Raw genomic sequence first — 14,047 nt, 5'->3', positions numbered from 1 at the left:
CCCGGCCAAATCGGGCGCGCGGGCGCCCACTTGACCTATCCGATGGCAAATCGTGCATGTGCCTTTCGCCTTGAAGATCTGCTCCCCGATCCGAGCCAGCTGCTCCGGGGTCACCTTCCCTTCCTCGAGGGAGATCTCCTCCGGGGGCTCGGATTGGATCTGTGGGATGGAGTTGGCGTAGTAAGTGTAGATCCCCATGACGAGCAACGAAAAAACCCCCACCTTGACGACAACGGGGACGCGCATACTATTTTTCCTCCGAGCCGCCAGCGATCACGGGGGCCCGGCCGTGGGCCTCGGCCTTTCCCTTCTCCCCCAGCCCGCCAAGCCAGAAGATGAAAAGGACAAGGGCAAGGAAGACTACCGTGACAATGGTGATCACGTTTGCGGCATACCCAAGGGCCGGGGTGAACGCCTCGGGGGACGTGTCCCGGACCACGCCGTACACATGCCAGTGCTGGCGGATGCCCGAACGGGCAAAGCCCATGAGCCCCATGAGCCATGTAAAGGTCACGGCGAGCAGGATCAAGACATACTGCGAGCGTGGCGCGATGGCACCCCAGCGGATCGAGCCGGTTGAGCGCGCACCCCGGAACATGGGGATATCAATGGCCATGACGAGTATGATGGCGCCGAGCACCGCAAGCACCTGATATACCGAGAAACCGATTCTGACAACGGACTCCACGAAATAGCCGTATACGCCGTAAAAGCTTACGACGGCAGCGGCAATTCCGAAGATCCCCCCCTGAGTGGCCATGCCTGCCCGGACCCAGGGCTTGACCGATATCTTGTTGGCCCGGCGGTAAAGGAGATAAGAGAGGAAGGTGGTCAGAATCATAAGGTTGACAGCCGTGTTCTTCGCCGACATGACGCCCAGGACCCCCAGGACCGGGTGGTGCGTCCCTCCCATGAGCTGCGCCTCCTGAGGCGTCAGCGGGATGCTCCGCGGCGTGGCCCAGACGATGAACCCCGCTGCGAGGATCATGATCATGTAGGGAATGTAGCGCCGGTAGCGCTCAGAGCCGGGGATCCGCTCCATCCCCAGCCAGAGATAGTAGTTCGAACCGATGAAGAGGACACCGATGAGGATGGCCTGGACCACCCAGAGCCACGACATGAATCCCCCCATCATGGTGATCCCCATGGTTTGGTTGAAGGCGTAAATTTCGCGCCCCAGCCAGTACCCGGCAAATGGGAGCACCATGAGCGCCGAGATCGCAACAAAGTTGCCGACATACCCCATCCAATCGTACCGGGCGCGTTCCTCGCCGGATTTGGCCGACAGGAACCGGAAGGCCGCGTACGCCGCCACGATCGTGCCACCGAAGACGATGTTCGCCAGGAGCCGGTGGATGTTGAGCGGCATCCAAGTGGGGTTGTTGATGGCACCCCAGAGCGAGGTGAGTTTGCCCACCTCATCGACTCCCCCGGGCGAGACCATGAAAGTGACCCAGGCGTTCGAGACGAAGAGGATGGCGGTGCCGAAGAGGTTTGAGAGCACCCCGAGGGAGATGTGGATCCACTTTTTGGGGCCGCTGAGCCACTCCCAGCCGTAATACCAGAGGTAGACGGTGAAGGTCTCCAGGAAGAAGAGCGCCGCGTACACCCAGAAGGTTGGATAAAAGATTCCGGTCAAGTATCCCCAGAATCTGGGATAGTAGGCAATGAGGAGGAAAAGGAGAAACGCCCCGAAGAGGGCGGTCGTCGAAAAGGCCGCGAAGATGAGCTTCACGAACTCGTGGGCCAGCCAGTCGTAGCGCGCCTCCTTACTCCGCCACCCGATGATCTCGATGATCACTGCGAAAATCGGTACCCCCAGGATGAAGGCCGCGAAGTTCAGGTGGAGCTGGGCAATGCCCCACACCGCCAGTCGACTGCCAATGAGGGGAAAGCTTCGATAGGCCGCCTGATCGCCGGGTCCCCCCTGGGCCCAGGCCACGGTCGCGGCCAAGACGAGGATTCCTATAGAGAGAAAGGCGGAGGGCCATTGCCCCGGTCTGCGCAGAACAGTACGATCCTCGGTCTGACGTTTGCCGTGCATTGTACAAATCCGAACAGGGGGATTTGGAAATTCGCTGCTGCGTGTCGCAGAATTACAAGCCGAAGCTGCCTCGCACCTTCTCGATGACTTCCTCGGTAATGCGCGGGTATCCGTGTTCGGCTGCAAAGCGTTCGATGCCCTGACGCGCCATGGGTCGAATGAACTCGGGAACGCGCTCGAGGCTGCGCTCGGCCGACGGGTCCCACGACACAGAGGCCATCTCGGCCGCGCGGTTGGCCACGGCGGAGAATGGGCACCGCGAGCCTGTGCCGAGCTCCGTCGAGGCGGCAGAGTCCTCCTCGGCCGCAGGCGATGCGGCATCCCCTGCACCCTCCAGGGCACCCATCCGGCCGCCCGCCAACATCGCCCTGACGAACTCCATGGGCTCAGGCGAACCACTGCGCCCACCGATCTTTACATCAAGGGCCCGGACGAGTTGGGTTTCCCACGGGTTGGTGAGCAGGGCGGTCCGGTGGGCGCAGCTCGGGCAGGAGAAGGTTATGCTGAGGGATCCTTCCCCCTGGCTCGTGGTCTCTTCCAGCTTCATCTGCGTATCACACAAGACACAAATGAATTTCATGCCGCCTCCATCTGCTTCTGGATCGTACGGGCGATCCGAAGCAGCGCCTCGCCTGCAGGGGTGTCGGGATGACTTAATACGAAAGGTGTGCCACGGTCTGACGCGGCGGCCAGCCGTGGGTCGAAGGCAACGCTGCCGAAGTAGGGAATACTCATGGCGGCGGCCATCGCAGCTGTATCGCCGCCCGGGAACATCTCCTCCGCGGCGCCGCAGTGCCCACAGATGAACCGCCCCATGTTCTCCACCAGTCCCAGAGTCGGCGCCCACTGCGCATCGCGGACGGCGCTCACTGCCTTCTTCACGATCAGGTGCGAGACCTCAGATGCGACCGTGATGATGAGACAGCCAGCCATGTCCGGAAGTAACCCGGTCAGATGACTGATCCGGTCCGTTCCCGGCGGCAGGTCTACCAGCAACAGATCGAGCTCGCCCCAGGCGGTGTCCGCCAGGAATTCCCGCAGCGCGTTGACCTCCATCATCCCGCGCCACATGAAGCTCTCCTGCTGAGCCGACCCGTGCCACGTGACTGGGGTCTCGTCGCTCGGAAGGAGCAGGTCCATGGACACCACCTTGATCCCCATCGGCCCCTCTGGGGGAACTATCCCACCTGGCCCCATCGTGAGCGACTGGCCCCGAACACCCAACAGCTTTCCCATGCAGGGGCCGTTCACGTCCGCATCGAGCACCCCGATCCTGAGGCCCTGCATCGCCAACGCTGCCGCCAGGTTCGCCGTCACGGTACTCTTGCCGACGCCTCCCTTCCCGCTCACGACAGCCAACTTTCGGCGGATGTGCGCCATCCGCCCACGCAGTCGCGCGCTCTGTGCCTCGACTTGCGCGGCCACGTTCGAGCCACCATCTCCCACGATGTCCCAATACGTTTTCACTAACTCACCTCACAAATCCCAGGCGGCCCGCGCCACCATGGCCGCAGCACCCACCGTCAGTAGGAAGAACGCCGCCGCGGGATAGTTTGTGGGAATCGATCCCCCCCACGGCAGCACCACCGTCTCGATCCGCGGGGCGAGGGTAATCTTGCCGACTTCCCAGGCCCGGTAGGCCATGAGGAAAACCAAAACCCGCGCGAACCATTTGAACCCGCGCCACAGCAGCCACGGAAAAAGAATAACGATCACACCACCCACGGCGAACCAGACCCAGTCACCAGACCGTAGGGCACGCGGAGCAATACCCATGGCGGCCATGTAAAGCGCGCCCCCCAGGTAACATACGCCGTAGGCCACGTAGGCCCACGCTGCTTTCCGGAACTTCTCCTGCTGCGACGCCATGGCTCTGTCTCGTCAGTTGGCGAACCACGGAAAGCGGCCCAGCATCCGCTGCCGTACCTCCTGCATCAGCTCTGCCGTAACAACGCCACCTTCACGGGCGCGGGCCTCGCGTTCCAACGCCTGAATGACCATGCCTCGGGCGAAACCGGGAACTCGCCCGAGCCGTGCTTGCGCGTCGACGGTCCAGGTAAGCGTTGGCTCTACAGCAATCCCAAAGGTTTGCTCTGCGGGAAGCTCGATCACGCGACCGCCGTAGGCCCCAGGTTGGTAGGCGCAGGCTGGGTCTTCCGCCAGGTAGTCGCCGTACGTGGCGTACGCTCGGCAGCGGCACCCCCCACACACCTTGGAAAACTCGCAGGCGCCGCACCGGCCGCCGAGGCGCCCACCGCGTAAGTCGTTGAAGAGGGCGGCCTCCCGCCAGAGGACATCGAACGGAACCCGTCGCAAGTTCCCCGCCACCACTGGCATGTATGGACATGCGGTCACGTCGCCGTCCGGCATGATCCGGCAGTAATGTCGCCCTGCCGGACAGCTCCCCTCGGCGTAGTTTCTCAACAGCGGCGAAGCCGGGTCGAGCCCGTACAGGATCCGCCGGAAGAACGGGGCACACTTGGCCCGGATCAACATGTCGCCTGCCCGCCCGAGCGCCGCCCCCCACGGATCATCGGTGGTCGTGTCGGCCTGCGACGAGCTCGGTTGAGGCGCTGGCCCAACCCCTTGTGCCCGCGCGAGGGTGGTCAGGATCCGCTCGTACTGCTCTGGTGTAATATCGGTAAGCCCCTCCCCCCGCCCCGTTCGAACCAGGAAGAAGAGGTTGAGGACCTTCGCCCCCAACGTGCGGGCAAGGTCGATCATGGCAGGGATCTCATTTACGTTCCAGTCCGTGACACTCATATGAAGGGAAAAGGGAAGACCTTCGGCGCGGAGCGACTCGGTCGCCTGGATTGCCCCCTGCCACGCCCCCGGCAGTTGGCGGAAGGCATCGTGGCGGGATGGGTCGGTGGAGTCGAGACTGATGCTCGCCCCCTGGATCCCGTGCTGCCGCATCGCCTTGGCCTGCTTCTGCCTGAGCAGGAAGCCATTGGTCCCCAAGACGACCGTAAAGCCTTTGTCCGCCGCGTAGGCCCCCAGATCGAAGATGTCCGGCCGCAGCAGCGGCTCGCCCCCGGTGAGGATCAGCAAGACGTTCCGGTTCACCGCGGCGATCTCGTCCATCACCGAGAAGCATTCTTCCGTGCTCAATTCCCCTGCCGCACTCGCCCCCGGGAATGCGCTCAAGTAACAGTGGGCGCATTTCTGGTTGCAGCGCTGGGTCAGGTTCCAGGAGATGGCGTACGGGGTGAAAGTGGTCATCTTCCGCAGTTGAGAGCTGAGAGCTTAGAGATCAGAGCTGACCCCTCACCTCTCAACTCTTAACGCTCAGCTTCCTTGTTGTATTCCTCGATCAGCTCGGCCATCATCTTCGTCCCCACTTCGATCCCGGCTTCCACGATCTCCAGCGTGATTTCCCGAGTCGCCCGCTCCGCGGCAGCTTCTTCCACCCGTTTCTTCGTCATATCCCGCATGTACCCCTCGGGGACCCGAGCGAGCCGCACCACCGCTTCCTCCGTCCAGGTAAAGAGATCGTCGGTCTTGCCTGTCGCGCGGGTGGCTCGCAGCATGTGCTGTTCCGGCGTCAGGGCATCCCGGTCCTGCATCACCCGGTCATCCTCAAGAATCTCTGCTACGATCGGCCACGCCAGGTCTTTCGTGATCACCTCCAGGTACTGCACCCGTGCCAACTTCTCAATGCGGGCTTTGGTCCGGCGCCGCATGTACCCGGAGGGCGCCATCCGCAGGACGCGGTTCGCTTCCTCCGTCCAGCGGAGCTTGAGTCCGTCGAAGGTCTCTTCCTCCCGAATCGCCCCCTCTGAGGCCGCCAGGGCTTCCACCGCCGCCTTGTCCACCTTCTCAAACTGTGCCGCATCCGCGCTACAGACCACGCATACGACCGGCTGCACACCGCGCACGGTATGCCCGCAGACCCGACAGATGTATGTCGGGATCTCTGATTCTCGCACGTGCTCCACGGCCAGCTCGAGAGCCAGCTTCTCCGCCTTCTCTGCGGTCCGGCGAGGCATGAAGATGTCCATCACCTGTTCGATCACGGAGTTCGTGACCACCGAATGTCCCCGTTCGAGCGCAAAGCGCAGGACCGCGGTCCGGGCAATCTGTTTCACGAAGCCCGGCACCTTCTCCATCCGTTGCTCTGCCTCCGGCGTCCAGGTGATGCTGGCCTCCGCCTTGACGTCCATCGGCGGATAGAATTTCCGGCTGGTCACCAGCACGTGGCAGGGGGCCAGCCGCAACAGGTTCTCGCTGTTGGAGCCGATATCCATGCCATCATCGCTGTGCACCCCGATCTTTCCCAGGACCAGCATCCACGGTTCCGTCTGGCGGACGTACCGGAGGATCCGGTCGAACGGCTTCCCATCTAGCAGGGTGATCTTCAGGTTTATCCCCTGATCGCGCGCGACCTCGCGGGCGACTTCGAGGTGCGACTGGTAGATCTTGGCCAGGCCGGTGTCGATGACCTCCTCGTGCAGCTGCTCCTGCTCCTTGAACTTGAAGACCTTGGCCGCCTTCTCTGTCAGCACATCGGCAAGGCTGTGGAACACCGTATAGTGTAGGACCGGGTCGTACACCCCTACCGCCTCGACGGGGCGGTTAAAGGCCTTCCCCAGCGCGATGGCCGCCTGCAGCCCGGCATAGGACTGGAGGCTCCCGTCGATGCCAACGACGATCGCCGCATCCGGGAGTGCGTCGGGTGGCAACAGCGTCTTGACCACCAGTGTGTCCGTCTCGATGCGCCGGACCACCCGCTCGCAGACGCTCCCAACGTTACTGGTCTTGACCGCCCCCATCCCCAGGGCCCCGATCACCACGAGGTCGTAGTCTGACTCCCGGATGTCCCGAACCAGCTCGGTGTAGTTCTTGCCGTCGATCATGACCATCTTGCAGGTGAGCCCCTCGGCGCGGGCCCTCTGGGCCATGACCTCAAGATAAGAGTCTGAGATGAGTTGCAGCCCCATCGTGATCAGGGAGTCATGAATCCTCCGCTGCTTCTCCAACTCTTCCTCGACCTGGTACTCCGGCGGCAGCGTGTACTCCATTTGCCGGAACCGGTAGTCGTGCATCTTGGCTGCGTACACATGGCTCCCCACCAGATCGCTCCCGAATGCCTTCCCCAGAGCGACGGCAAGGTCGATAGCCGTATTGGAATGCTCGGAGTTATCCACCGGGACATAGATTGTCTTATACATAGATGATAGCTCCTTCTCGGCGTGAATCCACGTGACCCCCCGCCCTACGGCTGTGAGGGGAAGGTTCAGCGATTGGTGAGCATGCGTCTGCGGGGACCGAGGTTCGGCCCTTTCTTGTACCCTGATTCACAATTGCTTGTCAAGACCAAGCCCGGATTATTCACACAGAAGTGAATGATCCGCCCTCCGGGCTTCGACTCCACCCCGCGTTTGCGGGGCGTCGCTCAGGGCTGGCCTTGAGCAGGCCGTGGGACGGCCTGTCGAAACCTGCCGGTGCGGCTGAGCCCGCACCAGCAGGCGCATTATTCACGAACGGAGTGTCTTCGTAAATAATGCGGGCAAGGACTACCCATACGCAGAAAACGCCGCTCTCCTTCACGGAAAGCGGCGTACACAGGCCGGGCGGCCAGCCAGACGCTGTTTCATCCACGCAGTGCTACCAATTGACCCGACTGGGGTCGCCCTTATAGAGAGATCGGATGAAGGCGAGGACCTTCCAGGTCTCTTCCTCCGTCAGCACCTTACCGAAAACCGCGGGCATGGTTTGTTCCGGAATCTGCCCTCGAATCAATTTGAAAAGGGTCTCGTCGTCGCTGCCAAACGTCCACTCATCGTCAATAAGGGGCCGGCCCATCCCGCCGCCGCCCGTTCCTCCGTGGCACCCATTACAGCCATACATGAAGTACAGGTTCCGCCCTTCCTTGATCGCCTCGGGGTTCCCCGTGAAGAGGTTGAGCTTCTTCGGCTCTGCCTGATCCTGAACCTGAGCTCCTACAAAGCCAAGGTGCCAAGCAAGCATAAGCCCCAGCGCTACCGCGCCAATGGACCAGATCCTCCGCATCGTTCCTCCTCTTCAGGGAGGGGTCGCTTCTCCGGAGATACGGGAGCCGGAGAAGCGGGGTCCCCCCTGCTACTTGTATGTACCGACGGCCTTTTCTGCCGTGATGCCCGGGGCAGGGCGCGGCGTCGCATCCGTGTTGGGCGGGAGAATGGGATACTCCACCTTGGGTTGCTCGCCAGTAAGGGTCCGGAGGAACGCGGTGATCTTGTCCATTTCCTCGTTGTTCATCTTAACTCCCACCTGTACCACCCCCATGACCTCTACCGCATCCCTCAGACCCCAAACCTTACCCGAGTGGAAATAGGGGGGGGGTGAGTGCGATGTTACGCAACGAAGGGACTTTGAACAGGAACTCGTCGCTGGCGGTCTTCGTGACCGTGAACCGCCCCTTATCCCCTGGGGGCAGCAGGTCGGCGCCCGGTTGTTCCACCAGGCCGAAGGGCTTGTAGTCATTACCACCCAGGTTCACGCCCTTGTGGCAGGTTGCACAGCCCTTGTTTATGAAAACCTCGAGTCCTTCTTTTTCCTCAGCGGTCAGGGCGTTCTGATCCCCTCTCAGGTATTGGTCGAAGCGAGCGTTGGGGGTGATGAGTGTGGCTAGGAAGGCCTCGAGTGCATAGCCGACGTTCCCAAAGGTGACAGGGTCCCCAAGGCGAGGGTCTCCGCCGAAGACCTTTTCAAATAGCTCAACATACTGGGGCAGGCTCTTGAGGGTGGCAACCACCCGCGCAGGGGTGTTGTTCATCTTCATCGCGCCTTGCACCGGGTCCAAAGTCTGCTCGGCCAGGTCCTCGCCACGCCCATCCCAGAAGTGAACAGTATTAAAACGAGCGTTCAGTAATGTGGGGGCGTTCCTCCCACCCTTTTTCCACGCATGACCAATAGAAGCTTCCTGCAGGTCCACAAGCCCAAGGCCCATGTTGTGGCAGGTGTTACAGCTAATCACACCAGAGGCGGAGAGCCGGGAGTCAAAGTAGAAGCATCTTCCCCAGCTGGATCTTGTCGGGAGTGAGGGGGTTTCTCATCAAGGCAGGAGGGGTTTTCGGGATAGGCTCGAACCGGTCGCGCGCCCTCTCTAGCAGGCTTTTCCGCGCCCATGCACTTCCCATGAATCCTAGGAGCAGTATGAGGATCCCTGCACCGAGTAGGATCTTCCGCCACATACGTTCACCCGCCTTTGCGGCCGCGTTCCGCCTGTCCGGTGCTACCAATTGATCTCACTAGGGTCGCCTTTGTACAGCGTTCGGACAAAGGCGAGGACTTTCCAGATCTCGTCATCCGTCATTTCCTTGCCTAATTCCGTCACCATGCTTTGCTCCGGAATCTCCCCTTTGATCAGCTTGAAGAGGGTCCCATCGTCGCTGCCAAACGTCCACTCATAGCCCAGAATCGGGTCAGCCATCCCCCCTCCACCCCCTCTTCCGTGGCAATCGGAACACCCATAATAAGAGTACAGCTGCCACCCTTCCTTGATCGCCTCCTGGTTTCCTGTATACGGGTTCAGCTTCTTTGGCTTTGGCTGATCCTGAGCCCCTGCAATGCCAAGGTGTCCACCGAGCGTAAGCCCGAGCACCACGGCACCGATGAACCACCTCTTCCGCACCCTCCCCCCCCCTCAAGGGAGTCCATTCCACCGTTACGAGCCTCCCTTGCTGATTCCCTTTACTCACGCCCCGCTCGGAGCCTGGACGACCAGGAGGGGCACGCCATACTCCTCCAGAATTTGCCTGATCTCGGCCTGTTTCTTACTCAGCACTTCCTCCAACTGGGCTTTGAGAGCTTTATTGCCCTTTTTGACCCCCATGGAGATCTGGAAGGTCACGGGATTGTGAGGATCATCCTCCTGGAGTGGCACCGTCTCCATAGGGCACCCAGTGTACTTCTTCACACAGTATCCGACAACCGGCCCCCAGAGCACGGCCACATCGATCTCACCGGCAATCAGATCCTTCATGGGCTTGGTGAGAAATTCTTCCGGGTGATCCCAGTCGTAAAAGAGGGAATATTTGATGACGTTATCACCGAGAATGTCCCTTTTCGCCAAGGCCTCCTCGGGGGGCGTACCGCGATGGACTCCGACCCTGAGTGTCCTCAGGAGCGGATCATCCAGGGACTCGATCTGAAAGCCGCGCGTATTTAAATAGGCAATAACATAGCCGGTGCGGTAATAGGGTGTGGTCGCGAGGACCCGCCCATACTCCGTCGGGACCCCGATCAGGACATCACACCGCTCCGCCCCGAGGGTATTCCGGACCAGCCCCCGCTGGTGTGGCCACCAGTAATAGCTGAGCTTCGCGCCCAATGCCTTGGCGGTCAGCTCGGCAATCCTGTTCTCGAACCCTTCCTGCTGCTTGTTTGAGAAGGGGAGGTTGTTCGGATCGGCACAGACCCGCAACTTTTTCGCCTCGCCTCCCCATGCACCCACCACAAAAGCAGAGGGCACGAAGAGCAGCACTGCCGCGAGGTACAGCACTTTTCGGCTCATGAATCTGTCTCCGCCTTTCGGGGTTTCCTCTCCTTAGCTTAGACGCGTTGGCCGGCCCCCCTATTCAGCACATGACATACTACGGACTTCAGCTATGCCATGCAAGGACTCCCGCCCAAAAAAATCACCCCGCCAGAGCGGGGTGATTGTTTGGCAATGATTGCCAGGAAAGGGACCCGGCACCGGAGACGAGGTCCCCGGCGCCGGGTAACCCGTGGGTTTACAGGCCGAACACGTACAGCATACCGCCCTTGGTCGTGGCCTTATCCAGACCGGCCCCGTACGCGACCCCGACCGCGCCGAGCGCGCCGAAGGGATCATCCGGAGGCAGGTCGAGCGACACCGGGGCGCCAAACCAGCCTCCGACCCCCGCATAGATGGCTACATACTGCTTGCCATCAGGGCCGAGGTAGGTCATCGGGACTGCAATGGTCCCCGAGCCCATCTTGTGCTTCCACAGGAGCCTGCCGTTCCGGGCGTCCACTGCCTTGAACCACCCGTCCATGGTCCCGTAAAACACCAGATCGCTCTTGGTCGCCAGGGCACCGCTCCAGGCCGGGAAGGGCTCCTTGATGCCCCACACCTTCTTCCCCTTGGCTCCATCCCAGGCAAGGAACTCACCCAGGTGACCGCCGCGGCCCGGGAACATCAGGACGTTCGCACCAACATAGGCCGCCCCCGCCGTGTACTTGACGAGGACTCCCTCGTAGTTCATGCACATGTTGTTCGTGGGGACGTAAAAGAGTTTGGTCCTCGGGGAGTAGGCCGCCGGCTGCTGGTCCTTGCCCCCCATGGCGCACGGGCAGATGTCCTTGGTGTCCACTCCCTGCTTCGTCCGTTTTGACGGAACCTCAATCGGCCGCCCCGTCTTCTTGTCGATCCCTGTTGCCCAGTTGACAAACACGAAGGGCTCGGCCACGATAATCGTCCCGTCTCGGCGATCCAGCGTATAGCCAAAGCCGTTCCGGTCGAAGTGAGTCAGGGTCGGGACCTTCTTCCCCCTGATGGTCTGGGTGGTGAGGATAGATTCGTTGACCCCGTCGTAGTCCCACGCATCCCAGGGGGTCATCTGGTAGGCCCACTTAGCCTTCCCGTCGTCCGGATTCCGGGCCCAGATCGTCATCGACCACTTGTTATCCCCCTTGCGCGGCGTGGGATTCCAGGTCCCGGGGTTCCCGGTCGCATAGTAGAAGAGGTTCAGTTTCGGGTCCCAGGAATACCAGCCCCACGTAGACCCCCCGCCAATCTTCCACTGATCGCGGGGCCAGGTCTTGGTCCCCTGGCCGAACCGGCCGTACTCTGGATGGGCGGCGTTGAAGTCGCTGGCAAGGAGCAGATCCTTATCGGGCCCCATGCTGTAGGCCTTCCACATCCGCTTGCCGGTATTGACGTTGTACGCCGCGACCCAACCCCGGATCCCGAACTCGCCGCCGGAGACGCCGACGATATACTTGTCATTGATGATCAGATTGGGGCCGGTCATCGTCTCGCCCTTGGCGGGGTCAGCATTCCTGACTTTCCAGATCTCTTTGCCCGTTTTGGCGTCCAGGGCGATCACCCAGCCGTCCAGCGTGCCCATGAAGATCTTGCCCGCCACGTAACTCAAGCCCCGGTGAACCAAGTCGCAGCAGGCCACCGCCATCGCCCGCTTGTCCTGCTTCGGGGTATAGCTCCAGATTAACGGGGCTCCCTCCTTCGTCAGGTCGAGGGCATAGACGTGATTGGGAAAGGAGCTGTGCGCGTACATCGTGGTACCGACAACCAGCGGTGCTCCCTCTTGGCCTTGAAGCGTTGCCAGCGAGAACGACCAGGCGACCTTGAGGTTCTTGACGTTCTTCCTGTTGATCTGGGTCAGGCGGCTGTATCCAGTGGCCGCATAGTTCTTGCGCTGGATGACCCACTGGCCATCATCGTCCTGCAGCTTGAGGAGTTCTTTGTTGGCTTGGACTGCTAGGGGGAGTAACAACACTATGGAGAGGGACAACATCAGCAGTCGCTTCATCGTTCACTCTCCTGCCTTTGGGGTTGCGTATTACGATCCGGTGATTAATTTTGCGTCATGATCGAAGAACACTCGTAACCCCCTCCGCCTACTTACATTCATCTAATATTCCGTCGATCGCTCACCTCCTTTCTCGTCTCAAGGAATCGGCACCCGTGTCGTTCGCGGGTGCTTCCTTGGAAACAACAGAAGTGAATATAAAACTCGGTTCCAATTTGAGGCTGCCGCTTAAAATAGCCAATCCCTTTCCCCCTTGTCAAGACAAAAATAGAAAAAAACCCTTGACAGGGGCTCGCCTCCCGGATAAAGAAGGCAGGTAAGCTAAAGAACTAGAAACATAACCTGTATCATCTTTCACCGCGGTTCCGGCCCACACGGACAAAACAGGCCGTGACGAGCTAAAGATCGGCCAGCTCTGCAATACGTTTGCTCAGCGGATATCAAACACGAGGAAACGGTGAAAGACCTCCCTGAACAAGGATCGAGACAAAGAGCCTCGGGATCCGAACGGGGTTTTGTTTTCTCCGTTTTTGGCCTGGCCTCTATCACTATCACTCTGATTCTGCTCTCTTCACCCCCTCCGGCTGCTCCCGCCTCTGATTTGTCAAGCGCCGCTGAAACGATCGCCAAACGGCTCACCGCCGACCTCTCCACCGCCCCAGAAGAAGAGTTGGGCCGTGTCATCTTTGTCGTCCCTCCGGTGGGCCTGGTGATCAAGCTCGAGAAGAGCGAGGCGACCCTGGACGCGGAGTATCTTCTGACACGCGCACCGGAAAAGTCAGGACCAGGCGCCTTTCCCATGGTGATCGGCGCCGTCCGCCTGACGGCGGTGCGGCAGGACAAGGCCAGGGCGATCCTCCTCTGGTCTCGGGTCCCCCCGCGCGCGGGAGACGAGCTGGTCACACCCTCCCGCATCACCATCTTGCTCCTGCCCACCCGTGACCTGGCACACCACCCCGGGGCGACCGCAGCCCTCACAGACCAGGCTTTCGAGATCGCGTTCGGGCAAGTGTCCCGGGTCCGAGTCGTCCGGCTCAAGCGGGAGCCTCAGGGTGAAGAGGCGCAAAACCTCTTGCGAACTGCCGGCGAGATCGGGCTTTTCGTCGAGCCGTTGGTCCTGCCCGACGCCAGTGGGGTCAAGATCGCGGCAAAGGCCCGCTCGGTCCTCTCGGGCTACACAGCCGGGACCTACGCCGAGGTCGTTGCCCTTGGCCCACCGATGTCCCTCCCGACCCCTCGTATGGCCCGCCCCGCGCCTCCCTCCCAGCCTTCAGCAGACCGCCCCGCCTGGGTAGAGCCGCAAGTCAAAGAGGAGGTTATCCCGAGGACCTCTCCACTCAGTGCAAGGGCCGAGGAAGCCCCGGCCGGCTTTGTCATTACTAAAAGGGAATCACAGCCTGGCGAGATCCTCCTGGAATCGGAGAAGCCCGGCCCCATCCATAAGAACCTGGAAGAGGCGCTTGTCGGCATCTCCGCGGCCGACCTGGATGGGGACGGACGACCC

At 61.2% G+C, this 14,047-nt stretch carries 12 protein-coding genes and 1 pseudogene; 1 reads left to right on the top strand and 12 read right to left on the bottom strand.

The genetic code is table 11. From position 1 onward, the window contains the following. The 12 genes and pseudogenes from O6929_06315 to O6929_06260 form a co-directional block, all read right to left on the bottom strand. The coding region (locus O6929_06315; protein ID MCZ6479997.1) for a hypothetical protein at positions 1 to 246 on the bottom strand (246 nt) is incomplete at its 3' end. Between the two features lies 1 nt (position 247). Next, entirely contained in the window at positions 248 to 2,044 is a 1,797-nt protein-coding gene (locus O6929_06310; GenBank protein MCZ6479996.1) for a cytochrome ubiquinol oxidase subunit I, read from the bottom strand. A 52-nt stretch (positions 2,045 to 2,096) separates the two neighbouring features. Next, positions 2,097 to 2,624 carry a PCP reductase family protein gene (locus O6929_06305; protein MCZ6479995.1) on the bottom strand — a complete coding sequence of 176 codons (528 nt, stop codon included), beginning with the start codon at positions 2,622 to 2,624 and terminating at the stop codon, positions 2,097 to 2,099. After that, a complete protein-coding gene (locus tag O6929_06300) occupies positions 2,621 to 3,511 on the bottom strand; it encodes a P-loop NTPase (GenBank protein ID MCZ6479994.1) in 891 nt (296 codons plus the stop codon). Before O6929_06300 ends, O6929_06305 begins: the two co-directional genes overlap by 4 nt. Positions 3,512 to 3,520: 9 nt before the next feature. Further along, positions 3,521 to 3,913 (bottom strand): hypothetical protein, encoded by a 393-nt coding sequence (locus O6929_06295; GenBank protein MCZ6479993.1) that lies wholly within the window; start codon positions 3,911 to 3,913, stop codon positions 3,521 to 3,523. Positions 3,914 to 3,925: 12 nt separating this feature from the next. Next, on the bottom strand, positions 3,926 to 5,266 hold the full coding sequence (locus tag O6929_06290; protein ID MCZ6479992.1) for a radical SAM protein: 1,341 nt from the start codon (positions 5,264 to 5,266) through the stop codon (positions 3,926 to 3,928). Positions 5,267 to 5,325: 59 nt separating this feature from the next. After that, positions 5,326 to 7,215, bottom strand: a complete 1,890-nt coding sequence (locus O6929_06285) for a universal stress protein (protein ID MCZ6479991.1) — start codon at positions 7,213 to 7,215, stop codon at positions 5,326 to 5,328. Between the two features lie 436 nt (positions 7,216 to 7,651). Beyond that, positions 7,652 to 8,056: a c-type cytochrome gene (locus tag O6929_06280; protein ID MCZ6479990.1), complete on the bottom strand. Its 405-nt coding sequence runs from the start codon at positions 8,054 to 8,056 to the stop codon at positions 7,652 to 7,654. Positions 8,057 to 8,125: 69 nt separating this feature from the next. Next, positions 8,126 to 9,165 (bottom strand): annotated as a pseudogene (locus O6929_06275) (cytochrome-c peroxidase). A 95-nt stretch (positions 9,166 to 9,260) separates the two neighbouring features. Next, positions 9,261 to 9,659, bottom strand: a complete 399-nt coding sequence (locus O6929_06270) for a c-type cytochrome (protein MCZ6479989.1) — start codon at positions 9,657 to 9,659, stop codon at positions 9,261 to 9,263. 63 nt (positions 9,660 to 9,722) lie between these two features. Beyond that, entirely contained in the window at positions 9,723 to 10,541 is an 819-nt protein-coding gene (locus tag O6929_06265; protein ID MCZ6479988.1) for a substrate-binding domain-containing protein, read from the bottom strand. Between the two features lie 220 nt (positions 10,542 to 10,761). Further along, positions 10,762 to 12,543 (bottom strand): methanol/ethanol family PQQ-dependent dehydrogenase, encoded by a 1,782-nt coding sequence (locus tag O6929_06260; GenBank protein ID MCZ6479987.1) that lies wholly within the window; start codon positions 12,541 to 12,543, stop codon positions 10,762 to 10,764. Between the two features lie 457 nt (positions 12,544 to 13,000). Between O6929_06260 and O6929_06255 the strand changes: the two genes are divergently transcribed. Then, the coding region (locus O6929_06255) for a hypothetical protein (GenBank protein ID MCZ6479986.1) at positions 13,001 to 14,047 on the top strand (1,047 nt) is incomplete at its 3' end.

This window comes from Candidatus Methylomirabilota bacterium (assembly GCA_027293415.1).
GTDB lineage: Bacteria > Methylomirabilota > Methylomirabilia > Methylomirabilales > CSP1-5 > CSP1-5.
This window is presented reverse-complemented; position numbering and strand designations above follow the sequence as displayed.

What these genes read in the sequence shown, in the direction of transcription:
- O6929_06305 (MCZ6479995.1), bottom strand. Translation starts at nt 2,624, where the DNA reads ATGAAATTCATTTGTGTCTTGTGTGATACGCAGATGAAGCTGGAAGAG.
- O6929_06310 (MCZ6479996.1), bottom strand. Translation starts at nt 2,044, where the DNA reads ATGCACGGCAAACGTCAGACCGAGGATCGTACTGTTCTGCGCAGACCG.
- O6929_06290 (MCZ6479992.1), bottom strand. Translation starts at nt 5,266, where the DNA reads ATGACCACTTTCACCCCGTACGCCATCTCCTGGAACCTGACCCAGCGC.
- O6929_06280 (MCZ6479990.1), bottom strand. Translation starts at nt 8,056, where the DNA reads ATGCGGAGGATCTGGTCCATTGGCGCGGTAGCGCTGGGGCTTATGCTT.
- O6929_06295 (MCZ6479993.1), bottom strand. Translation starts at nt 3,913, where the DNA reads ATGGCGTCGCAGCAGGAGAAGTTCCGGAAAGCAGCGTGGGCCTACGTG.
- O6929_06285 (MCZ6479991.1), bottom strand. Translation starts at nt 7,215, where the DNA reads ATGTATAAGACAATCTATGTCCCGGTGGATAACTCCGAGCATTCCAAT.
- O6929_06260 (MCZ6479987.1), bottom strand. Translation starts at nt 12,543, where the DNA reads ATGAAGCGACTGCTGATGTTGTCCCTCTCCATAGTGTTGTTACTCCCC.
- O6929_06265 (MCZ6479988.1), bottom strand. Translation starts at nt 10,541, where the DNA reads ATGAGCCGAAAAGTGCTGTACCTCGCGGCAGTGCTGCTCTTCGTGCCC.